Origin of the sequence: Acinetobacter sp. YH01011, from assembly GCF_013420785.1 — a bacterium.
Lineage (GTDB): Bacteria > Pseudomonadota > Gammaproteobacteria > Pseudomonadales > Moraxellaceae > Acinetobacter > Acinetobacter towneri.
The window spans coordinates 162,811-186,114 of record NZ_VOYG01000005.1; the positions used below are offsets into that span (position 1 = coordinate 162,811).

At 41.6% G+C, this 23,304-nt stretch carries 20 protein-coding genes and 1 pseudogene; 10 read left to right on the forward strand and 11 right to left on the reverse strand.

Annotation, left to right across the window (positions count from 1 at the left end; translation table 11 throughout):
* The first annotated feature begins 184 nt into the window (after positions 1–184).
* On the forward strand, positions 185–2,338 hold the full coding sequence (gene fadB / locus FTT78_RS04720) for a fatty acid oxidation complex subunit alpha FadB (RefSeq protein ID WP_180043877.1): 2,154 nt from the start codon (positions 185–187) through the stop codon (positions 2,336–2,338).
* Between the two features lie 12 nt (positions 2,339–2,350).
* Positions 2,351–3,523 carry an acetyl-CoA C-acyltransferase FadA gene (gene fadA / locus FTT78_RS04725; RefSeq protein ID WP_180043875.1) on the forward strand — a complete coding sequence of 391 codons (1,173 nt, stop codon included), beginning with the start codon at positions 2,351–2,353 and terminating at the stop codon, positions 3,521–3,523.
* 145 nt (positions 3,524–3,668) lie between these two features.
* Here the strand turns inward: fadA and FTT78_RS04730 are convergent, their stop codons facing one another.
* Positions 3,669–3,941, reverse strand: coding sequence for a hypothetical protein (locus FTT78_RS04730; RefSeq protein WP_004975814.1), 273 nt, complete (start codon positions 3,939–3,941; stop codon positions 3,669–3,671).
* Positions 3,942–4,049: 108 nt separating this feature from the next.
* Positions 4,050–4,799: a hypothetical protein gene (locus FTT78_RS04735; RefSeq protein WP_104852942.1), complete on the reverse strand. Its 750-nt coding sequence runs from the start codon at positions 4,797–4,799 to the stop codon at positions 4,050–4,052.
* Between the two features lie 253 nt (positions 4,800–5,052).
* Between FTT78_RS04735 and FTT78_RS04740 the strand changes: the two genes are divergently transcribed.
* Positions 5,053–5,754 (forward strand): DsbA family protein, encoded by a 702-nt coding sequence (locus tag FTT78_RS04740; protein WP_004975810.1) that lies wholly within the window; start codon positions 5,053–5,055, stop codon positions 5,752–5,754.
* A 172-nt stretch (positions 5,755–5,926) separates the two neighbouring features.
* Here the strand turns inward: FTT78_RS04740 and FTT78_RS04745 are convergent, their stop codons facing one another.
* Positions 5,927–6,127, reverse strand: a complete 201-nt coding sequence (locus tag FTT78_RS04745; RefSeq protein ID WP_004975809.1) for a dodecin family protein — start codon at positions 6,125–6,127, stop codon at positions 5,927–5,929.
* A 374-nt stretch (positions 6,128–6,501) separates the two neighbouring features.
* Between FTT78_RS04745 and FTT78_RS04750 the strand changes: the two genes are divergently transcribed.
* The 4 genes from FTT78_RS04750 (at position 6,502) to FTT78_RS04765 (ending at position 9,945) form a co-directional block, all read left to right on the forward strand.
* Positions 6,502–6,666: a hypothetical protein gene (locus tag FTT78_RS04750; RefSeq protein WP_019836107.1), complete on the forward strand. Its 165-nt coding sequence runs from the start codon at positions 6,502–6,504 to the stop codon at positions 6,664–6,666.
* 328 nt (positions 6,667–6,994) lie between these two features.
* Positions 6,995–7,174, forward strand: a complete 180-nt coding sequence (locus tag FTT78_RS04755; protein ID WP_004975807.1) for a hypothetical protein — start codon at positions 6,995–6,997, stop codon at positions 7,172–7,174.
* Positions 7,175–7,184: 10 nt separating this feature from the next.
* A complete protein-coding gene (locus tag FTT78_RS04760; protein ID WP_180043873.1) occupies positions 7,185–8,705 on the forward strand; it encodes a hypothetical protein in 1,521 nt (506 codons plus the stop codon).
* 94 nt (positions 8,706–8,799) lie between these two features.
* Positions 8,800–9,945 (forward strand): hypothetical protein, encoded by a 1,146-nt coding sequence (locus FTT78_RS04765; protein ID WP_179989529.1) that lies wholly within the window; start codon positions 8,800–8,802, stop codon positions 9,943–9,945.
* A 140-nt stretch (positions 9,946–10,085) separates the two neighbouring features.
* Here FTT78_RS04765 and htpG read toward each other — a convergent pair whose 3' ends face one another.
* The 5 genes and pseudogenes from htpG to FTT78_RS04790 form a co-directional block, all read right to left on the reverse strand.
* Positions 10,086–12,002 (reverse strand): molecular chaperone HtpG, encoded by a 1,917-nt coding sequence (gene htpG, locus FTT78_RS04770; RefSeq protein ID WP_180043871.1) that lies wholly within the window; start codon positions 12,000–12,002, stop codon positions 10,086–10,088.
* 94 nt (positions 12,003–12,096) lie between these two features.
* The gene (locus FTT78_RS04775; RefSeq protein ID WP_178865975.1) at positions 12,097–12,441 is read right to left on the reverse strand and encodes a lysozyme inhibitor LprI family protein; all 345 of its coding nucleotides are present in this window, start codon (positions 12,439–12,441) and stop codon (positions 12,097–12,099) included.
* A gap of 172 nt (positions 12,442–12,613) precedes the next feature.
* The gene (locus tag FTT78_RS04780) at positions 12,614–13,204 is read right to left on the reverse strand and encodes an OmpW family protein (protein WP_180043869.1); all 591 of its coding nucleotides are present in this window, start codon (positions 13,202–13,204) and stop codon (positions 12,614–12,616) included.
* Between the two features lie 570 nt (positions 13,205–13,774).
* Positions 13,775–15,151 (reverse strand): Na+/H+ antiporter family protein, encoded by a 1,377-nt coding sequence (locus FTT78_RS04785; protein ID WP_179997287.1) that lies wholly within the window; start codon positions 15,149–15,151, stop codon positions 13,775–13,777.
* Positions 15,152–15,242: 91 nt separating this feature from the next.
* Positions 15,243–16,132, reverse strand: a pseudogene (locus FTT78_RS04790) (alpha/beta fold hydrolase).
* Positions 16,133–16,252: 120 nt separating this feature from the next.
* On the opposite strand from FTT78_RS04790, the gene FTT78_RS04795 reads away from it, so the two are divergent.
* From FTT78_RS04795 to FTT78_RS13440, 3 genes are all read left to right on the forward strand, one after another.
* Positions 16,253–16,738, forward strand: coding sequence for a DUF4442 domain-containing protein (locus FTT78_RS04795; protein ID WP_131260963.1), 486 nt, complete (start codon positions 16,253–16,255; stop codon positions 16,736–16,738).
* A 315-nt stretch (positions 16,739–17,053) separates the two neighbouring features.
* Positions 17,054–17,575, forward strand: coding sequence for an alpha/beta hydrolase (locus tag FTT78_RS04800; protein WP_257234737.1), 522 nt, complete (start codon positions 17,054–17,056; stop codon positions 17,573–17,575).
* Between the two features lie 35 nt (positions 17,576–17,610).
* Positions 17,611–17,796 carry a hypothetical protein gene (locus tag FTT78_RS13440; protein ID WP_257221895.1) on the forward strand — a complete coding sequence of 62 codons (186 nt, stop codon included), beginning with the start codon at positions 17,611–17,613 and terminating at the stop codon, positions 17,794–17,796.
* A gap of 102 nt (positions 17,797–17,898) precedes the next feature.
* On the opposite strand, the gene FTT78_RS04805 is transcribed toward FTT78_RS13440, so the two are convergent.
* The 3 genes from FTT78_RS04805 to rpoC form a co-directional block, all read right to left on the reverse strand.
* Entirely contained in the window at positions 17,899–18,255 is a 357-nt protein-coding gene (locus FTT78_RS04805) for a DNA transfer protein p32 (RefSeq protein ID WP_167845717.1), read from the reverse strand.
* A gap of 111 nt (positions 18,256–18,366) precedes the next feature.
* Positions 18,367–18,927, reverse strand: a complete 561-nt coding sequence (locus FTT78_RS04810) for a hypothetical protein (protein WP_179989537.1) — start codon at positions 18,925–18,927, stop codon at positions 18,367–18,369.
* 151 nt (positions 18,928–19,078) lie between these two features.
* Complete coding sequence (rpoC, locus tag FTT78_RS04815; RefSeq protein WP_096902331.1) at positions 19,079–23,278, reverse strand: DNA-directed RNA polymerase subunit beta'; 4,200 nt, start codon at positions 23,276–23,278, stop codon at positions 19,079–19,081.
* Positions 23,279–23,304 lie beyond the last annotated feature (26 nt).

Sequence of the window (23,304 nt, forward strand, 5' to 3'; positions counted from 1 at the left end):
GGGTCAAAAAGCAATTCCGCGCTATGAGAAAAATCATGACCCTTGCGTCACGGCTTGATACAACTTGCTATATTTTTTTTCGATATAGTTATCGTAAGATTAGCGAGGCATATATGTGTGCAGGACTATCGCACACGCTTCATAACATCAACTTAGAAGTCCTCCAAAATAAAGGAGATCAGGCATGATCCACGCTGGCAATGCCATTACCGTCCAAATGCTTTCGGACGGAATTGCAGAATTCCGCTTTGACTTACAAGGTGAGTCGGTCAACAAATTTAACCGTGCAACGATTGAAGACTTTAAAGCTGCGATTGAGGCTGTTAAAGCAAACAATGAAGTGAAAGGTTTAATCGTCACTTCTGCGAAATCAACCTTTATCGTGGGTGCAGACATCACCGAATTTGGCGCAAACTTCGCTCAAGGCGAACAAGCCATTGTGGATTGGGCATTGCCTGTTCACGACATCTTCAATGCTTTTGAAGATTTAGAGATTCCTAAAGTTGCTGCAATCAATGGTATGGCATTGGGCGGTGGCTTTGAAATGTGTTTGGTATGTGACTACCGTGTCATGTCAGACCAAGCACAAGTGGGCTTACCAGAAATCAAACTCGGTATTTTCCCGGGCTTTGGTGGTACGGTTCGTTTAAGCCGCGTTATTGGTATCGACAATGCGGTTGAATGGATGGCAATGGCCAACCCTAAACGTCCTGATGCTGCACTTAAAGACGGTGCTGTAGATGCTGTAGTTGCTGCAGATCAATTACAAGCGGCTGCGCTTGATTTGGTTAAACAAGCCATTGCAGGTCGTTTGGACTGGAAAGCAAAACGCCAAGAAAAATTAGACCCAGTGAAATTGAACCCACTTGAACAAATGATGGCGTTCAACACTGCAAAAGGTGCGGTATTAGCCAAAGCGAATCCTGCACAATACCCTGCACCAAAACTCATGCTTGATTCTTTACAAGCAGGTGCAAGCTTGCCACGTAATGACGCACTCAAAGCGGAAGCGGAAGGCTTTGCTAAAGCTGCGGTAACGCCACAAGCAGGCGCGTTGATTGGCTTGTTCATCAACGACCAAGTGGTGAAGAAGACCTCGAAAAAATATGAAAAAGGTGCGCATCCTGTTAACCAAGCGGCTGTACTCGGCGCAGGTATCATGGGTGGCGGTATTGCTTACCAAGCGGCAAGCAAAGGCACACCAATTATCATGAAAGACATTGGCAATCCACAATTGGCATTGGGGATGTCTGAAGCAAACAAATTGCTGACCAAACAAGTTGAACGTAAAAAAATGACACCTGCCAAAATGGGTGAAACTTTGGCACGTATCCGCCCAACTTTAAGCTATGACGAGTTTAAAGAAGTAGATATCGTGATTGAAGCCGTGACTGAGAATCCGAAAGTCAAAGGCATTGTGTTGGCTGAAACTGAAAAATCAGTACGTGAAAACACCATTATCGCGTCAAACACATCAACCATTTCGATTACACGTTTGGCAGAAAACCTACAACGTCCAGAAAACTTTGTCGGCATGCACTTCTTTAACCCAGTGCACATGATGCCATTGGTAGAAGTGATTCGTGGTGAAAAAACTTCACCTGAAGCGATTGCGACTACTGTGGTGCTTGCTCAGAAAATGGGTAAAACACCAATCGTAGTGAATGACTGCCCAGGCTTCTTGGTGAACCGCGTATTGTTCCCTTACTTTGGTGCATTCGACTTGTTACTTAAAGATGGCGCAGACTTCCAGCAAGTTGACAAAGTCATGGAAAAATTCGGCTGGCCAATGGGCCCTGCTTACCTGATGGACGTTGTTGGTATCGACACGGGCGTTCACGGTGCAGAAGTCATGGCAGAAGGTTTCCCAGACCGCATGAAGCCAGACTATAAAGGCTCAATCCAAGTCATGTACGAAAACAAACGTCTTGGTCAAAAGAATGACGTAGGTTTCTACAAATATGAATTGGATCGTAAAGGCAAGAAAGCCAAAGTGGTCGACCCAACTGCGTATGAGCTTGTAGCATCTGTCGCAATATCTGAAAAACGCGAATTTGATGCACAAGAAATCATTGACCGTATGATGCTTGCGTTCTGTAACGAAACTGTACGTTGCTTAGAAGACAACATCGTAGCGACACCATCTGAAGCAGATATGGCGATGATTATGGGCGTAGGTTTCCCTCCATTCCGTGGTGGTCCATGCCGTTACATCGACCAAACAGGTGTTGCTGAATATGTTGCGCTTTGCGACAAGTATGCACACTTAGGAAAAGCTTATGAAGCGCCACAAATGTTGCGTGACATGGCTGCTAACAACAAAAAATTCTACGGTTAAGGAGCAACGTGAATGGCTACTTTAAATCCACGTGACGTTGTCATCGTTGATGGCGTACGTTCTGCAATGGGTAAAACCAAAAACGGTATGTTCCGCAATGTACGTGCTGACAGTCTATCGGCTGAATTGGTTCGTGCTTTAGTTGCTCGTAACCAGTTTGATGTCAACGAAGTTGAAGATGTGATCTGGGGCTGTGTTAACCAAACCCTAGAACAAGGTATGAACATTGGTCGTAATATTGCTTTATTGGCTGATCTTCCAAAAACAGTAGCGGGTCAAACTGTAAACCGTCTGTGTGGTTCTTCAATGCAAGCGATCCACACCGCTGCGGCACAAATTGCAACCAATCAGGGTGATATTTTCATCATTGGTGGTGTAGAGCACATGGGCCATGTGGGCATGATGCACGGTATCGACATCAACCCTGCTGCATCGAAGCACTATGCCAAAGCCTCAAACATGATGGGCTTAACTGCTGAAATGTTGGGTCGCATGAACGGTATTTCTCGTGAAGAGCAAGATGCCTTTGGTGTGGAATCACACCGTCGTGCATGGGCTGCAACGCAAGAAGGCCGTTTTAAAAACGAAATCATTGGCATTGAAGGTCATGATGCAAACGGCTTTAAACAACTATGCGACATCGACGAAGTGATTCGTCCAGATGCTAACCTTGAAGCATTCCAAGCTTTACGTCCTGTATTTGATCCGAAAGGCGGTACCGTAACTGCGGCGACATCTTCAGCATTGTCTGATGGTGCTTCTGCGATGTTGCTTATGTCTGCTGAACGTGCACAAGCATTAGGTTTGAAACCACGTGCGGTGATTCGCTCTATGGCCGTTGCAGGCTGTGATGCAGCAATCATGGGTTATGGCCCAGTACCTGCAACGCAAAAAGCACTTAAACGTGCGGGCTTGTCAATTGCAGACATTCAAACCTTTGAATTAAACGAAGCGTTTGCTGCACAAGGTCTATCTGTTCTAAAAGGCTTAGGCATTTATGATCAGCAAGATCGTGTGAACTTGAACGGTGGTGCAATTGCACTCGGTCACCCATTGGGTTGTTCAGGTACGCGTATCACCACCACGTTATTGAACGTGATGGAACAACAAGACACGCAAATTGGTCTTGCGACCATGTGTATCGGTCTTGGTCAAGGTATCGCGACAATTATTGAGCGTGTGTAAAAAGTCTTCGTAATAAAAAAATCCTCGCATCATGCGGGGATTTTTTATTTTGTTGTTTTGAGCTGTTCTAATTTTTAAATTTTATTCTTTTGCATTGTTATCTTGAAGACTAGATGGCTGATCAGTTGTGATTTACCTGCACGGCTTAAACCAACAACTCCCCCATCAACCATGTCATATAGCGTTCTTTATCCATAAAGTCTGGGGCGCTGCCTGTATCCAAGCAATAATATTGTTGATTAAATTCAATCACAATTTGTTCAGTCTGATGCCAATCTTCAACCAAACGAAAGTGCTGATTAAAGAAGTAACGGTTCTTGCCCCAATTATTTAAATTTTCGAGTTTCGGGTAGTTTTTATTTTCTAAGAATTGCAAATACAGTTGTTGAATATCATCAAAGACTTGAATGCTGTTCATATTGGACCTGCCTAGCTGAGCAATTAAATCAACAGGCACAGTTTAGGCAAGAGATTTGAACGGCAGATGACATTCTTTTGACAATTTGATGTAAGGATTTGCCAGACCTTACAACTTGCTTTCCAGTGCCCGCTGATGCTGCTGAGTGATCTCTTGCATTTGCGTATTGAGCTGCACCATCTCTTGATATACCGCATTAAATTCTTTCAAGGCTGCATCTTCATAGAACATGAAGGTATTGTTTTTGAGCTCCCATTTATTGTTTTTTAAAATTGCAAACAACACATACGCCTTACCCAAATTTTTCTTTTCCAATTCAAATAATGCGTGTCCTTGGTCATTATGGCGGCTTTCTAGCAAAGATTCTGCTAAATGACGGCGCAAATTATGATTGATTTCAAGATTCTCAATCTGCTCCAAAGCCATCGCTTCATGCTGTTCTAAATGTTCCTGATACAGCTCTACCATGGCACGTACTTGCACCAACATGGCTTCGGTATCGGCATAGTCTTGTTTTTTATCTGCAGCAAGTCGTTGAGGATCTAAAAACTGATCCCAATTCAAGGCTTTTAATTCACGTAAATAGCTATTGCGCGCTTCGGCACTTTGCACCATGTGACTCAAGACAAAACTCGCCATAATTTGATAGTCGCCATCTAAACGATTATCTTTTAAGTCAATTTGAATCGGCTTAGACCAATCCTGTGCCTGTACAAAAATTTGTTCGGCTTTTTCATAAATCACATTTTGATAAGCATGCAATTGAGTGACTTGTTTTTGCTGCTGTTGATATTGATAAAACATCCCGCCAAAAATCAGCAGCGTTGCACATCCTATAATTAGCACTATACGTCGCATGCGTGCCCTCTTATTTTTTAGTATTTGCAATATCTTAGCGTGAAGCCTGTCACATTTGTATAGCATTTTATGCTTATTTTCTAATGCAGCCATTAGAATATAGTGAAATAAATCAATTCATTTATACCTTTATATGATTCTGTATCCATGACGCTATTTGACCAGATGCTCAAAAATAAGTTTAGCATCGCTTTATGCTTTAAATTTTATGTAACATCCCCATCTTAGTAAAAAACAGAATTTGAGATTGTTCATGCGCGTTGATATTTGGTCAGATATTGTTTGCCCGTTTTGCTATATCGGCAAAAAACGTTTAGAGGCTGCTGCTGAAGAAGCAGGTGTAGAATTAGAAGTGCATTGGCACAGTTTTGAACTCGATCCAGATGCGCCACCGCGTCAGGAAGTGTCCAATTCAGAGCGTTTGGCACAAAAATATGGGCGCAGCCTTGCCGAAGTAGAAGACATGCAGCGTAATATTGCCGAAATGGCAAAAGCTGAAGGCATTGACTTTCAATGGGAAAATGCCAATTCAGGCAATACCTTTAATGCCCATCGTTTGGTGCATTTGGCGCAAAGTAAAGGCTTGGGCAGCGAAGCCAAAGAAGCTTTTTTCTATAGCTATATGACTCAAGGTTTGGCAATTGGCGAGCGTGAAACACTAGAAGATGTTGCATCACGTATTGGGCTGAACCCTGTAGAAGTGGATGATGTTTTGGATTCTGACGAATATGCCGACTTTGTAAAATTTGACCAAGAAGTTGCACGTGAACAATTAAACGTCACTGGCGTACCGTTCTTCGTATTTGATCAGCGTATTGCTTTAGCAGGTGCGCAGCCACGCGAAGTTTTTGTGCAAGTTCTGCAAAAAGCCCTTGAAACAGCAAGCGAGCTAGAGCTTGAAGATGCAGCAAGCTGCGATGCAGAACAATGCGATGTATCTGAACCTAAAGCTTAAGATTGAAATACAGACAAGGCTGAATAGTGTTCTTCCGGCTGATTAGACGTACAAAAAAATCCCATTACGGGATTTTTTTGTGCTTTTAAAATGGGTCAAAGTTCCAGCTTTGCCCCGCAACCATGCTTCGGTTAGTTGTCATCTTACTATGCTTCGTTAATGAAGCGAGGTGTTATTCAACCAAGAAGCTGATTTTTAAATTGACCCGATACTCCGTGATTTGATTGTCTTTAACCACCACTTTTTGTTCGTTAATCCACGCCCCTTGGACATTTTTAATTGTTTCTGTCACTTTAGCGATTCCAGTCTGAATCGCGTCTTCAAAACTTTTTGTACTGCTTGAATTAACTTCAACTACTTTTGCAATTGCCATGATTTTCTCACTGTCCTTTATCGTTATTGGAATTCCATCATAGATTAAAAAAACCGCATTTTTAGACTGTTTAACCAATCACAGCCAAAACATTACATGATTTCACACTGTCAAAAACTGTCACCATTCACCCGCATTTCAGACTTATCTAAATACAAATTTTGCAGACATCTCAACCATTTAAGCCTACACAAAAAACTAGAGCTAAAACTCTAATATATTGTTTTATATTGCTATTTTTAAAATAATTGCCGAAATGATCATTTTGTAAATTTTAAACTTTGTTATGATTCATGTGAATTTTTTATTTCGTTTGATCTCCCTACGATGTCTATTCTTCTGCCTAGACATTAACACTTTGGATGGATATTCCCATGAATATGTTTAAATCTGTTTTGATGGTTTCACTTTTAGCAATTGCTGCAAATGTATCTGCTCAAATTGTGCATGTACCTGATTTTCCAACTCAAAAAGTGAATACAGAATCGGCTGCATCTGAAGCTGTTGTAAATGAACCAACTTCGCAAAAGGCAGCTTAAGTTACGCGTTTTATCCACTAATTTTAGCTGTATTAATCTCTCCCATTTCTCTCCCCAAACAGCAGTCTAAAGCAGGCTGCTGTTTGTTTTTCTAATGCTAAATTTGCTTTAAATCGTCCATGCAACATCTAAAAACTGTGTTCTACCCAATTGCTAATACTTTTTTGGCACTGCGATTTAAATTTTTTTGATTATTTTTCATATAAAAAGCGCATTTTTTGTCAATAATGTCTAAAAAAGCACAAAAGCTGACAATTTTTAGCATGTATTTTTTAATTAAATCCATATAATTAAAGTGATTTTGTTTTCATTGCTATAGCAGATGCCTATGCAACAACTTCAAGCACTTATACAAAGAAAAATTCCACCTCAAGCGATTGAGGTCAGCCATTTAATCGAATTAGCCAAACGCTATCCTCAACCACAATCGGCAGAATATAAATTGATTGAATTGGCTCTGAATATTGTCTTGGCAGATTATTTGGAAAAAGCACAACAACATATTTAAGTATGCATCAATGAATACACTAGAAAAATCACTGTTGATTAAAGAATTACGCGACTTAATTGATGCTTTAACGCATAAAAGACTCAGTCTGTATGAAACAGCCAAAGCCAAAGCACGCATTAAAGAAATTTTTATGCTGTGCGATAAACCGATTTTTCAAAAACAGTTGCTCACATTTAAAGCCTCACAAAATCCAATTCAAACTGCGGTAACTTTTGCAGAACAAAGTTTATATGCACAATCTTTTCGTGGCGTATTTACACAACTTGAAGCACTTGAAACAGTACTTTATCAACAGCCTGAAGCAGGTTGGGCGATTTTGTATCAACCGAGAGCAGGTTGGCAAATTTGGTTAATTCCTGCTGCTGACCGCACTGCTTTACTAAGTGAGTTTCAAGATTTAGAGCAGGTCTATCGCTGGATGTTGGAACAGCAGCAACAATATCACTGCCTTCAAACCGATGCAGAACTCAAGCAAGCTGCTGTGCTAGAAGCTGCTCAAACTGTAACGATAGAAGCAGCACAAACTCAGCCAGTCTTTGTCACTGCAGACTTGGAAGAAAATAAAGCTGTAGATTCGCCAATTCAATTTGACTTTATTAGAGACCACATCGCTACAGAAGAAGTTGCCTCGTCTGATACTCAAGTTTTGGACGTGGCTAAAGATGAACTTACAATTGAACCGACAGCAGACCAAACGATCATTTCCAACGCAATACTGAATACAACTCAGCCTGATGCAACGACAATAGATACTGCCCAGATGACGGCTGGCACGCAAAAACCAAGCGTCAACCCAGCTTATAATCTATTGTTAAGCCAATATAGTTGCCCCATTTCTGCGCTCAATCTTAGTCAAAATGAGTCAGCACAGTTGTATCGGGTCTTTTTGCCTGAAGCGCCAGAAGTCACGCAATATGCCGATGTGTTAGTGCATTTGTCTGATCCTGAAGAAGACCAGCAACAGCTGTTGGCGCGTGCGGTATATTTAGCAGAACAAACCAATACGCAAGGACGCTTTATTAAATATGTGGTACTGCTTGGCGCATTAGATCAAATGCAAGCGATTCGTTTGACTCAAAACTTTTGCCAACAGTTTGAACATGAAATTGCAGCAATACGTGAAATTTCTTGGGAAAAATTACAAGAACATTTATTTAATTTTGATCAGCTTTTTCAATGCTATAGTCATGATGCTCAAATCGTGTGGCAGCAAGAGCATTATTTTCCTTTCATTCCGATACAGCACATTCAAACTACTAAATTTATCCAGTTTGAAGAAAATGAAGCACAGAGTCATACCCCTTTGATTTTACTGAAAGAACGACAAAAAATTCGTGTGATTCATGGTCAAAAGCGCTTACAACTGTCCCGTACTGAACAAGCTGTACCGCACATTTTATTAGATCGACAACAAGGTATTAGTTGGCAAATGATTCAAAAAGTCATCTCCCAATTACAGCAACCGATTGATGCTTTGCAGTTATGCCAAGCACTTCAAATGTATCAAGAAAAAGAGGTTTCTGCCTAAAAACTGCCGTTTATATTATGATTTTGTAGCCAAGTCTTGCTTTTATCTCATAGATTTTCAACACTAACAAAAATGGCTTAAAGATCAGTAAATAATGTCAAGAATAAAGCACACATCGCCTTTTATATTAAGCTGTCTCTTAAGTGGGGTCGCAGGCACCACTTTTGCACAAGAATCAACTCAAGCAGTGGATCAAGCCCATACGCCACTGCCACCTTATGAATTGCCTGTCGCTCCGCCAAGTGCAGCAGATAAAAACGGTTTTTATTACACGATTCCACGTTGGATTGATGCCACACCGACGGTGTTACCCGAACAATCCAATGAATCCATTGTACCTCCCACCGCAGAAACGGAACATTTAACTTGGTTCGATCAACGTCAAAAAAATATTCGCAATTGGGCAGATAAAACAGCACATAAACTGGATAACTGGTTTGGTGAACCAAGTCCTGAACAGCCTGCCTCAGCCACTTTGCGGGTTTTGGTCGATAGCAGTTGGGATAAGCATAATGAATATGAAGTCAAACCTCGTATTCGTGGCAAAATCAAACTGCCTGCGCTTGAAAATAAACTCAGTGTGGTATTTGGTGATGACTCGCTCGATAACGAATTGCAAAATAACGTCGCCATTACCAACGAAAACCCAGCGCATGACGCAGACAAAACCGTAGACAGCAAACGTAGCCGTGAAGACAACAGTTCTCTGGCATTACGTTGGTCGAACTTTGCCGAGCGTCTACCTTTTGAAACAGATGTCGATTTAGGGGTACGTTCTGGCGATGATATTTATCTGCGTTTAAAAGCCTCTAAAGACTGGACTTTGGAAAATGATTTCTCTTTTCATGCCGAACAAATTTATCGTTATGGCATCGACAGTGAAAATTATCTCAGAACCAACTTGGAGCTCACGCACGCACGCCCCAATCAGGCTTTCTTGTCCAATCAATTTAGCCTGACCTATGCCGATGAACAAGATGATGATTTGGTTTGGGACAACTACACCTTTAGACAACATCAATTCTTTGCAGGCAACCGCTTTAACTATGGCATTTATACAGGCGGTTATTATCACGATGATGACTTACGTTTAAATCGTTGGGGGCCATTTGTCTCTTGGCGTCAACCATTTTTACGTGAATGGTTCTTTATTCAGGGCGATGTCAATTATTTAAATGATGATCGCGCAGATCGTAATCATTATCTCGGTGCTTTAGTGCGTTTAGAAGCCATTTTCTAAACAGGTAACATCTACAATCAAGCCAAATTAAAAAACCAAGTCTTGCGAACAGGACTTGGTTTTTTTGCAAGATGATCTTGCAAGATGACGATGCATTATTTGTACAACGCATCATCGATCATGTTCATGCGAAAGCAGACTTACTTTAACAGTAAGCTATTAATACGTTTCACATATTCCGCTGGGTCTTCAGGCAAGCCACCTTCAGCAATCACAGCTTGATCAAAAATCACATGCGCCAAATCATCAAATTGATTGGAGTCCTGTAATTTTTTCACCAAAGGATGCTCTGGGTTGATTTCTAAAATTGGCTTCATATCAGGTACAGCTTGCCCTGCATCCTTCAACATACGAATCAATTGTGGTGACAGTTCACCTTCACCTGTTACCAAACAAGCAGGGGAATCAACCAAACGTGTAGTCACACGCACTTCTTTGGTTTTACCGCTTAAAGATGCAGACAATTGCTCAACCACAGGTTTAAATTGTTCTGCAGCCGCGTCTAAAGCTTTCTTCTCTTCAGCATCTTGTAGATCGCCTAAATCAACCGCACCTTTAGATACGTTTTGCATTGGCGTGCCATCAAACTCCTGCACAAAGTTCATCGCCCACTCGTCTACGCGTTCTGCCATCAACAACACTTCAATGCCTTTTTTCTTAAACAACTCCAACTGTGGAGAATGCTTTGCTGCGTTCAAGTTGTCTGCCGTAACGTAGTAAATGGCTTTCTGACCTTCTTTCATTCGCGCTTTATAGTCCGCCAATGAGGTACTGATGTCATCATTACTTGAAGTAGCGTAGCGTAATAATTTCAGGATACGTTCACGGTTGCCAAAGTCTTCGCCTAAGCCTTCTTTTAAAACTGAACCAAATTCTTGATAGAATTGCTTAAATTTTTCTTGGTCTTTTTCATCTTCAGACTTGGCTAAATTGTCCAACATGGTCAACACACGACGGGTATTGCCTTCGCGGATGGTTTTCACATCACGGCTTTCTTGCAATAACTCACGGCTCACGTTCAATGGCAAATCGGCGCTGTCCACCACACCTTGTACAAAACGTAGATAGTTCGGGATCAGGTTGTCTGCCTCATCCATAATAAATACGCGCTTCACATACAATTTAATCCCCGCTTTGGCTTCACGAGTAAAAATGTTGTGCGGTGCTTTACTTGGCACATACAACAACTGAGTGTATTCAGTACTGCCTTCAACACGGTTATGCGCCCATGCCAATGGTGCGTCAAAATCGTGGCTGAGGTTTTTATAAAACTCAATGTACTGTTCTGCACTAATTTCGTTTTTATTGCGCGTCCACAACGCACTGGCCGAGTTAATTGCTTCCCACTCATCAGTTTTCACATACTGACCTGCTTTCGGTGTTTCACCTTCAGCTGCTTCTTCTTGCTGCCATACTTCTTTCTGCATTTGAATTGGCAAACTGATGTGATCAGAGTATTTATTGATGATCTGCTTAACTTTGTAGCTTTCTAAATAATCCAGCGCATCTTCACGCAAGTGCAGAATAATATCGGTACCCCGTTCTGCTTTGTGAATTTGCTCGACATCAAACTCGCCAGTACCCGTGCTGCTCCAACGCACGGCTTCATCTGCAGCCAATCCTGCACGGCGTGATTCCACAGTAATTTTATCCGCCACGATAAAACCTGAATAAAAACCCACACCAAATTGACCAATCAATTGCGCATCGGCTTTTTGATCGCCTGTCAATTTCGACATAAAATCTTTGGTGCCCGATTTGGCAATGGTACCCAAATGTTCAATCGCTTCCTGTTGGCTTAAACCAATGCCGTTATCTGAAATGGTTATGGTTTTTTGATCTTGATCTAAACGAATACGCACACGTAAATCAGGATCATTTTCATAATATTCAGGATGATTGATACCCTCAAAACGTAATTTGTCGCAGGCATCTGATGCGTTAGAAATCAGTTCACGCAAGAAAATTTCAGGGTTGGAATAAAGAGAATGGGTCACCAAATGTAATAACTGCGCCACTTCGGCTTGGAAACTGTGTTTTTGGCTTTGCTCGCTCATTCATCACTCCTTAAATTCATAAACATGGTTATTGTTGGATGTGTTAATGAATTGGAGTGATTGCCTGATTTTTCAAGCCTAAACCTAGAAAAATTTAAAAAGGTGCACGTTGATAAACCTGATTTAAATGATCCTCCAATTTCTGCTGACGCAAATTATACACTTGGGTTAAACAATCGACGGAAGCGCCACAACGATCACGCAACTCTAACCAGCGAAATTGTTCATCACGAATTTGTGAGCGCGTCCCCATAGCGACCAAACGGCTGACGATACGATAGGTGGTGGCCATTTTCACATCGGCATCATTGACCGCACGATGTTCACAAATGGCATGTTCTGTTGGTGTTCTGGCTTTCTCACAAGAAAAACTCGCCGCATGCCCCGCGACACTCAGCATTAAACCAACACATATAGGCCAACCGTATTTTATCAACATGAATTAATTCCTTCTTTATCGTTCTTTACTTTATCTTTCAGACTGTAAATGAACATGGCACATGCACTCAATTTTTTCATTCGATACATTTGTTATTTTTTGCAATAAAAAACCCCATCAAAAAGATGGGGTTGCGCTGATTTTTATTATTATAAAGAGCTACTTTTTATGATTAGAATTTGTAGCTATAACCGATGGTGTACACCATTGGGTCGATGTCTAGATCAAATGGTTTTAAACCTTCGATTTCAACTTCTGGGCTTAATTGTGCATAACGTGCATCAAAGAATACGCCCCAGTTTTTTGCATCGGCTGGCTGGAAGTTAAAACCGATTTGACCTGCAAAACCAAAGTCTTCTTTTACCTTAACTTTACCTAAATCAGATTTTTCATCCCATGCAACAAATGCAGTACCACCGACACCAATGTATGGTGTGAAACGGGTTGAATTTTTAAAATTATATTTAGCAGTCAATGTTGGTGGTAAATGCTTAATCTTAACAGCAGAATCACCATTCACTAACACATCGTGGCTAATTGGCGTAGCCAACAATAATTCTGCAGAGATATTATCATTAAAGAAATATTCTACTGAAGGTGTAAATGCATATTCATGATCAGCCTCAACATTAGCTGCACCACCTAGAATATCTGTATCTTGTGTTGGAGAAATTACAGAACCACCAACTTTAACTTGCCATTGACCTGCCATAGCAGAAGCAGACATTCCCATTAATGCAATTAGAGCAACTTGCTTTAACATTTCAAAACCACCTTTAGAATAAAAATCTTAACGCTTAATTAATATTAAACACGACCACTATTAATATGCAACACATATTAAACATAATATTTTAATTATTTTATAAGCTATTCATTATTATATAAATTTATTTTAAATAGACCAAATTACTTGGTTTTAAAATCCGAGTTAATTAATAGAGTTTATATTATTATTTCCCGACTATATTACTCAATTTTATTTTAAAAATATATTAAAAGATTTATTTAAAATACATCTTATATTTATTTAAAAACTAACACAAATTTATTTTAAATAGATTAATTCACTCAGACTTTCTATTTTTAAATCATAGAAAATCAATAAAATTATCCAAATTAAATAAAGAGAATTAAAATCATCTTCATTCTAATATTAGAAGTTGATGACAACGAAAAATGGATCATTTTGTTAGAGAGTTTGAATTTTGTATTGGGTTTCAATAGGCAGATGTGAGGATGAAATTGAAGTTTATTTTTTGTTGTTTTAACACTGTGCTGCAACGTGCCCAGCCTATTCTGAACACGTGCGCTTACGCATTTTGGTGATGATTTACAGCACCATCGCTGCAATCCAACCAAAAATGATCAATGGGATATTAAAGTGAATAAAAGTCGGTACCACACTGTCCTTCATGTGGTCGTGCTGCCCATCCATATTTAAGCCCGAAGTAGGCCCTAAGGTTGAATCCGATGCTGGAGAACCCGCATCTCCTAAGGCTGCTGCTGTACCAATAATCGCAATGGTTGCTGCAGGGCTAAAACCGAACTGCAAACATAAAGGCACATAAATAATCGCTAAAATAGGCACGGTAGAGAAAGATGAGCCAATCCCCAAGGTGATTAACAAACCAATCAATAACATTAAAAATGCAGCCAAAGCTTTGCTATTGCCAATCCATTCCACCGACGCTTCTACCAAAGCAGGCACTTGATTAGTCGCTTCAATCACTGAAGCGAAACCTTGTGCAGCAATCATAATAAAGCCGATGAGTGCCATCATACGCATACCTGTAATGATCACATCATCTGCTTCTTTCCATTTGAAAATTCCCGCACAGCTTAAAATGGCAACACCCACCAAACCTGCCAGAATCATCGAATCTGAATACAATTGCACCGCCAAGGTTGCAATAATCGCAAACACTGCCATCCACAAGGTAAATTTTGCAATCTGAGGCGCTTGTAGGGTTGGCGCGGCGGTATTTGCATTGAGCTCACTCGAAATGCTTTGAGTACGTGCTACCTGCACATCTAGATAGTGTCGTGGCTTGCGATAACTTACAAATAACGCAAACAATAGACCAATAAACATCCCAAACACAGGAATAAACATGGCAGCAGGAATATCTTCATTTTGAATGGCAAAACCATACGGAGCACCAAAGGTATTGATATTGTGTGCCAAAATATCATTCAGAAAGATTGCACCGAAACCGACAGGAACAAACATATAGGTGGCAACCAAACCAAAAGTCAGCAAACAAGCCACTGCACGACGGTCTAGGTTTAAATGATTGAAAACACTTAATAAAGGTGGAATCAATACAGGAATAAATGCAATATGCACTGGAATCAAGTTTTGTGAGAAGACCGCTGCCAAAGCCACAGTAAAATAAATCAGATATTTAACGCGGTTTTGTACCTTAGTATTACTGCTACCTGTTAAAGTGCGAATCAGCTTATACGCCAATAAGTCTGGCAAACCTGAACGTGCCAAAGCCAAAGCAAATGCACCTAAAATACCGTAAGCAAGAGCAATTTTAGCGCCACCACCTAAACCATTATTAAACGCATCTAAAGTGCCTTGTAAGCCTAAACCAGCCAGTAAACCACCTGAGACTGCACCAATAACCAAGGCAAAAACCACAGGCACACGAGCCAACGACAATCCGAACATGATTGCAATGGCAGCAAGAATTGCGAACATAAGAGATGAAAATTCAAAAAAGAAGCTATTTTATCAGAGATTATGCAGATTGGAGTTGACCAAACATTCAACTCCGACAAGCGTTTCTGATTTAAATTGCTGCAGCATGTGAATTTGCATGACCTAAAGCAAAATCACGGATGGCAGTAGCAACTGCTTGCGGCTGACTAAGAATCGCCCAGTGATTAGCTGCCAATTCCACACGTTGAAAATCATCTACCCAAAGCGACATTTCATCAATCAATTCAGCACCCACAAATTGATCATATTTCAAGACAATAGCTTGCACAGGACAAATTGCATAACGTTGACGCGGCTTTAATAAACGTGGGATAAAATTGGCACGATATAAATTGACGCCATAGCGCCCATCTTTGCGGATATTAGGATTGATCGCAATATCTTGATCGCGTTCTAAGCGCATCACTACCTGACGCCATTGTTCAGGTTGAAAGAACTGCCAAACTGTAGGCGCAAGTGCAGGAAGTTGAAAGGCAGCAATATACCAAGATTTACGCATTTGTTTGAAAAATTTAATTTTATTTTCAGAAAACTGCTTACGCATCCAGAACGCTGCATGATCCAAACATGGGCCTGAAATACTGCTGTACGATAAAATTCGTCCCTTTAATTCTGGATCCGTCACTGCTTCCCAAGACTGAATTGAACCCCAGTCATGAGCTGCCAAGTGAAATGCACGCTGCCCCAAAACGGCATTAGCAACAGCCATTAAATCTGCAGCCAATTGAGCCAAGCTATAGGCACGAATGGATTTAGGAATGGAGGATTGTCCCGCACCGCGCACATCATAACTCACCACATAAAAATCTTGCACCAACACGGCAATCACCCGTTCCCAGACTTCTTGGTTATCTGGATAGCCATGCACCAAAATCAGTGCAGGTGCTTTTTTTCGCCCCAAGTTTTGACATAGAGCTGTTGATAATCTGAGGTTTCAATCCATTGCGTTTGTGCTTGCATAAACATCCTGTTGTTTATTGTTGACATGATTGCTCTTGAGAATAACAAAATATGCCATTGGCTTGCTCAAATTTCATACTAATATAAGAAAAATCTACTTAAGGCTCTATAAAATTTCCCATGAACCTCATCAAAAAATTGCAGCAACTTCCTATCGTTTCTAAATACTTTTTAAATCGGTACCCACCCTATCGGGGTGCAGGTATTGAAATTGATCAAATCGATTTAGCCAACCACCATGTCCGTGTCAAAATGCCACTCACTCGCAAAAATCAAAATATTGTCGGCGTACATTTTGGCGGCAGCCTCTATTCCATGGTAGATCCATTTTATATGTTAATTCTGATGCATCACTTGGGTTCAACATATATTGTTTGGGATAAAGCGGCAACGATTCATTTCCTCGCCCCAGGACGCAGTACGGTGTATGCCGATATTCGCCTGAGTGCCGCTGAAGTCGAGGAAATCAAACAGATCGCAGAAGACTATGCTCCTCTGACACGTCAATATACGCTCAATATTATCGATGAATCAGGTGTACGAATTGCAGAAGTGCATAAAACGTTATATATCCGACGTAAAAAGCCCAAAGCCGTAGCAACGTAATTTTTAGCTCACATAAAAACGCAGAATCTAATGATTCTGCGTTGTTGGTAATATTATTTTAATCAAAAGACAAAAAGATCAATGTCACCGACAAACTTCTCTACTCTTTTTGAGCAGGTATGAATTAATTAACGTATTACTGTTGATACATCAGTGGATCATAAAAATTATAAACATTGATAGTATTTAAAATTAAAGGATCATTAAAATGAAAAAAATCTTGTGCCAATCTTTTCCCTACTTTGTTTCTATTCATCGACATCCCTCCATGCTTTGGTGCCGAATACATTTACCAAAGTCCAGACTTTGAAAAATGTGGCTTATGGATCTCATCCTCAACAAGTGATGGATGTCTATTTCCCTGCCAAAGTACTCACAGATCAAACACCAGCCCCGCTCATGATGATGGTCCATGGCGGTGCTTGGAAAATGGGTGATAAAAATCATGCTGCTGTGGTCAAAAATAAGCTGAGTTACTGGACCAAGCAAAACTGGATTTTTGTGTCTATCAACTATAGATTAGTTCCAGATGTGACCGTACAGCAGCAAACTCAGGATATCGCCCAAGCGCTTATTTATATCCAAAATCAGGCACCGCATTGGCATGCTGACTCAAAACGCTTGGTGCTGATGGGACATTCTGCGGGCGCACACCTGGTCAGTCTATTAACCGTTCGCCCCCATTGGCTGGCACCCCAGCCACAGCCTTGGCGTGCTACAGTTGCTTTAGATAGCGCGGCTTATGATATAGAAAAGATAATGCAAACACGTCATGCACGTTTTATGATCAAGCCTTTGGTGATCAACCTTCCAACTGGAAAGCCCTTTCTCCGATAGCTCAGCTACATCAAGCTTTACCTGCATTTCTCGCGGTGTGCTCAACCATCCGTGCAGATCAACCCTGTACTCAAGCTCGACAATTTATTCAACAAGCACAGAAATTCGGAACTCAAACCCAGTTATTGCCTGTCCGACTTTCACATGCTGAAATCAACAAGTCATTGGGACAAAATAATGCTTATACTCAAGCAGTCAATCAATTTATCCAAACGCATTAATTTTTCAGCTAGCGCATAAAAAACGCAGAATCATAAGACTCTGCGTTGGATGTACTGAAATATAAATACTTCAGTAGGATGGCATGGCTGTTCGTATTCAGATTAACGCTTTTGCTCGATGGCTGCACCAGCACCACCACCAACAGCACCACCGATTGCAGCGCCTGCATTACCACCTATCACTTCTTTACCTAAAATTGAACCAATCGCACCGCCAATTCCACTATAGGTTGCGTTACGGTTAGAACCATCTTGGGTTTTACTTCCAACTGCTGCACCTGCACCTGCGCCTGCTGCTGCACCAACACTACCACCTACGCTGTTACCCGCTGCGCCACCAACGGCACCGCCTAATGCTGCTGCACCAATACGTTGGTCATTTGAACTCATGCTCTCACAACCCGCCATTAACATGGTCGATACAGTTGCAACTGCCAATACACTCAATACTTTTTTCATGGTAATCACTCCCCCTCGGTCTATTCGCTCTCAGCTTAGTGCATATTGCGGTAACAACTTTGAAAAAACTGTTACCAAGCACAGCAAGATGAAGGTATTTCTGTAAAAGACTTAAGGCTGAATAGATGATTCAGCAACATCTTCTTCCAAAAGCACGACATCTCTTGTGGTTTGTCCATCTTCAGTAAACACAGCATGAGAAACTGTTTCTTTGCTTTCAGGCGTTTTGACCCGATCCAGTTTTAATGTGCGATGAATTGGCGCCTGCCCCTGCTTATATTCCATGCCTTCTGCATCAATCGTTTTCACTTCAGAAATGACTTTACCATCCTGCTTTAGGGTTTTATTCAACTCAATTTTTGAGGTTGGTACAATCACCCCACCTTTTTGAATCACAGGAATACCCAATTGTTTCTCTGAAAACTGTGCTTGATCATCATCAAAAACAACTTCCTTTGCCACAATATCTTTACCCTGATTGCTCACTTCAAAAATCGTGGCTTCTACATGGCGTATAGGCTTTTCACCTGTCACTGTACGAATCACTTCAGTTTTTAGAATAGGCACAATGGCTTTGTCTTTCACCACAATGCTGTTTGGCATTGGTGCAGCCGAAACAGACACACTCAGTAGCATTGCCGATAAACACAGTGTCAGTCCTCTAAATTGCATAAGCTATCCCCTTAGTTTTCTTGATATTTTTAAATTGTTCTTAATTCACTATATGCAATATTGCGGCTTTATTAAAGCAAAATATGCAACTAAAACGTTGGCAAAAAAAAGACGCCTCGAAAGGCGTCTTTAAATGATGCTTTAAAACGAATTAGAGATCGTTAAATTCATCGCTAAATGCTTGGCTTAATGCTTGATCTACATCAGAGAAATCATTCACTAATGCCAATTCAGCAGCTTCAGCTTCTTGACGACGACGCTCTAAGTGGTAAGCAAGACCCGTACCTGCTGGGATCAAACGACCCACAACAACGTTCTCTTTCAAGCCACGTAAATCATCTTCTTTACCTGTTACAGCCGCTTCAGTTAACACACGTGTAGTTTCCTGGAACGATGCAGCAGAAATGAACGAGTCTGTTGAAAGCGATGCTTTGGTGATACCCATCAATTGACGTTCAAACTTCGCTGGGAACTTGTTTTGTGCAAGTACAGCTTGGTTTTCTTGTACCACGCGAATGTAATCCACTTGTTCGCCTTTGATGAAGCTCGTATCGCCACCATCGGTGATTTCAACTTTACGCAACATTTGACGCACGATGACTTCAATGTGCTTATCGTTAATTTTTACACCTTGTAAGCGGTAAACGTCTTGAACTTCGTTCACGATGTAGTTGGTTAATGCCACTTCACCTTTCAAGCGTAAGATGTCATGTGGGTTTTGTGGACCATCAGAAATGGTTTCACCACGGTTCACATGCTCACCTTCAAACACGTTGATGTTACGCCATTTTGGAATCAACTCTTCGTAAATCTCAGAGCCATCATCTGGTGTAATCACTAAACGGTTCTTACCTTTGGTTTCTTTACCAAAGCTCACGATACCTGACACTTCTGCAAGAATCGCATGCTCTTTTGGTTTACGTGCTTCAAATAAGTCTGCAACGCGTGGTAAACCACCGGTAATATCACGAGTACGTGAAGATTCTTGTGGTACACGACCAATAACGTCACCCACACCGATATTTTCGCCATCACGGACAGAAAGAATCGTGTTCTGTGGCAAGAAGTAGAACTGTTCGCCACCATCCACAGTGTCTAATACCACAGCAGGACGTAAGTCTTTACCTGACGCAGGACGTGAAGTCACTGGCAAGATTTCAACTGTGGTCATACCTGTTGCATCATCAGTTTTCGAGGTTGCAGTCACGCCATCAGCAATTTGGCTGAAACGGATTTTACCCGCAACTTCGGTCACAAGTGGATGCGTGTGTGGATCCCAAGTCGCCACAATACCGCCAGCTTCTACCGCTTCGCCATCTTTGAGCAAGATTGACGCACCGTATGGCAGTTTATAACGCTCACGCTCACGACCTAACTCATCGGCAATACCAATTTCACCTGAACGTGAAACAGATACCAAGTGACCTTTAGCGTGTTGTACAGTTTTCACGTTATGGAAACGTACTGAACCTTTGTTACGCACTTGTACGCTATTGGCTGCAGAAGTTCGGCTTGCCGCACCACCCACGTGGAATGTACGCATGGTTAACTGTGTACCTGGCTCACCAATCGATTGAGCAGCCATTACACCCACAGATTCACCTGGATTCACCAAGTGACCACGTGCTAGGTCACGACCATAACACTTCGCACATACACCAAAGGTCGATTCACAAGATACCACTGAACGTACTTTTACTTCATCGACACCTTGCTCTTCTAAGAAGTTAGCAAGTTTTTCATCAATGAGTGTGTTACGTGGCAGAATAACTTCGTCTGAACCCGCTTTCTTCACATCTTCTGCAGTTACACGACCTAATACACGCGTACCAAGGTTTTCAATGACATCACCACCTTGAATGAATGGTGTCATCACTAAACCGCCATAAGTACCGCAATCTGGCTCAGTAATTACCAAGTCTTGTGCAACGTCAACCAAACGACGTGTCAAGTAACCTGAGTTCGCTGTTTTCAATGCGGTATCGGCCAAACCTTTACGCGCACCGTGAGTTGAAATGAAGTACTGAAGTACCGTCAAACCTTCACGGAAGTTCGCTTTAATTGGCGTTTCAATGATCGAACCATCTGGTTTCGCCATCAAACCACGCATACCCGCCAACTGACGAATCTGTGCCGCACTACCACGCGCACCTGAATCCGACATCATGTAGATCGAGTTGAATGATTTTTGCTTCTCGTCTTCACCCTGTTTGTTTTTCACAGTTGTGAATGACAAGTTGTCCATCATCGCTTTAGCAACTTGGTCGTTGGTACGTGCCCAAATATCGACCACTTTGTTATAACGCTCACCCGCAGTTACGAAGCCTTGCTCGAACTGTTGTTCAATTTCACGAACTTCAGTTTCTGCTTTTTCAATAATTGCTTGTTTTTGTGGTGGAATAACCATGTCTTCCATACCCACAGAAACACCTGAACGTGTCGCTTGACGGAAGCCCAAGTACATCAATTGGTCTGCAAAAATAACCGTGTCTTTTAGACCTAATTTACGGTAGCAAGAGTTGATTAACTTTGAGATGTTCTTTTTGTTCATCTCTAGGTTAATTTGCTCAAAGCTTAAACCTTCAGGCACAACTTCCCAAAGCAAGCAGCGACCTGGTGTCGTATCTACAACAATAGTTTGTTGCTCACGCTCACCATTTTCATTGATTACGGTTTGGTGTACACGTGCTTTTACGCGAGCGTGTAAGTCAACTTGACCCGTTGCAAGTGCACGGTTTACTTCGTGCGTATCTGCAAACACCATGCCTTCACCTTTGGCATTGATTGCATCACGCGTGATGTAATACAAGCCCAACACCACGTCCTGAGATGGTACGATGATTGGTTCACCGTTCGCAGGAGACAAGATGTTGTTGGTGGACATCATTAACGCACGCGCTTCTAATTGCGCTTCAAGCGTTAATGGTACGTGTACCGCCATTTGGTCACCGTCGAAGTCGGCGTTAAACGCAGCACAAACGAGTGGGTGTAGACGGATGGCTTTACCTTCAATCAGGATCGGTTCAAATGCTTGAAGACCCAAACGGTGAAGTGTAGGCGCACGGTTCAACATCACTGGGTGTTGACGAATCACAGAGGCAAGTACGTCCCAAACTTCTGGGGTTTCGCGCTCAACCATTTTCTTCGCAGCTTTAATGGTGGTTGCTTGACCTGAAGCTTGTAATTTTGCAAAGATGAATGGCTTGAACAGTTCAAGTGCCATTTTCTTCGGAAGACCACACTGGTGTAAACGTAGGTTTGGACCAACGGTAATCACCGAACGACCTGAATAGTCAACACGCTTACCAAGTAAGTTTTGACGGAAACGACCTTGCTTACCTTTGATCATATCTGCCAAAGATTTAAGCGGACGCTTGTTTGAACCTGTGATTGCACGACCACGACGACCGTTATCTAACAAGGCATCAACAGACTCTTGTAACATACGTTTTTCGTTACGTACGATGATGTCTGGCGCTGCAAGGTCAAGAAGACGCTTCAAACGGTTGTTACGGTTAATCACACGACGATAAAGATCGTTCAAGTCAGACGTCGCAAAACGACCACCTTCAAGTGGAACCAACGGACGAAGATCTGGTGGAAGTACAGGCAGTACATTCATCACCATCCATTCTGGCTTGTTGTTCGACTCTTTGAACGCTTCCATCAACTTCAAACGCTTAGACGCTTTTTTCAGCTTAGTTTCTGAAGTTGTTTGTGGAATTTCTTCACGTAAACGAGCAATTTCAGCTTCAAGATCGATGTCTTTTAATAAGTCTTGAACTGCTTCAGCACCCATTTTCGCAGTGAATTCATCACCATGCTCTTCTAGAGCATTGAAGTATTCTTCGTCATTGAGAAGTTGATATTTCTCAAATGGCGTCATACCTGGGTCAGTAACCACATAAGATTCGAAATACAATACGCGCTCGATATCACGTAAAGTCATATCAAGTAATAAACCAATACGGCTTGGTAATGATTTCAAGAACCAAATGTGTGCAACTGGAGAAGCGAGTTCGATGTGACCCATACGCTCACGACGAACTTTTGCAGTCGTTACTTCAACGCCACATTTTTCACAAATGACGCCTTTGTATTTCATACGCTTGTATTTACCACACAAGCATTCGTAATCTTTTACTGGACCAAAAATTTTGGCACAGAATAAACCATCACGTTCAGGCTTAAACGTACGATAGTTAATGGTTTCTGGCTTTTTAACTTCACCGTGAGACCATGACTTAATCATTTCTGGTGACGCAAGACCAATACGGATGCGGTCAAACTCTACTGGAGCATGACCGTCTGAATCCGTCTTTTTGCGCATGATATCGAGCAAGTCTTTCAATTTTTTTCTCCGTGTGCTGGGAGGCA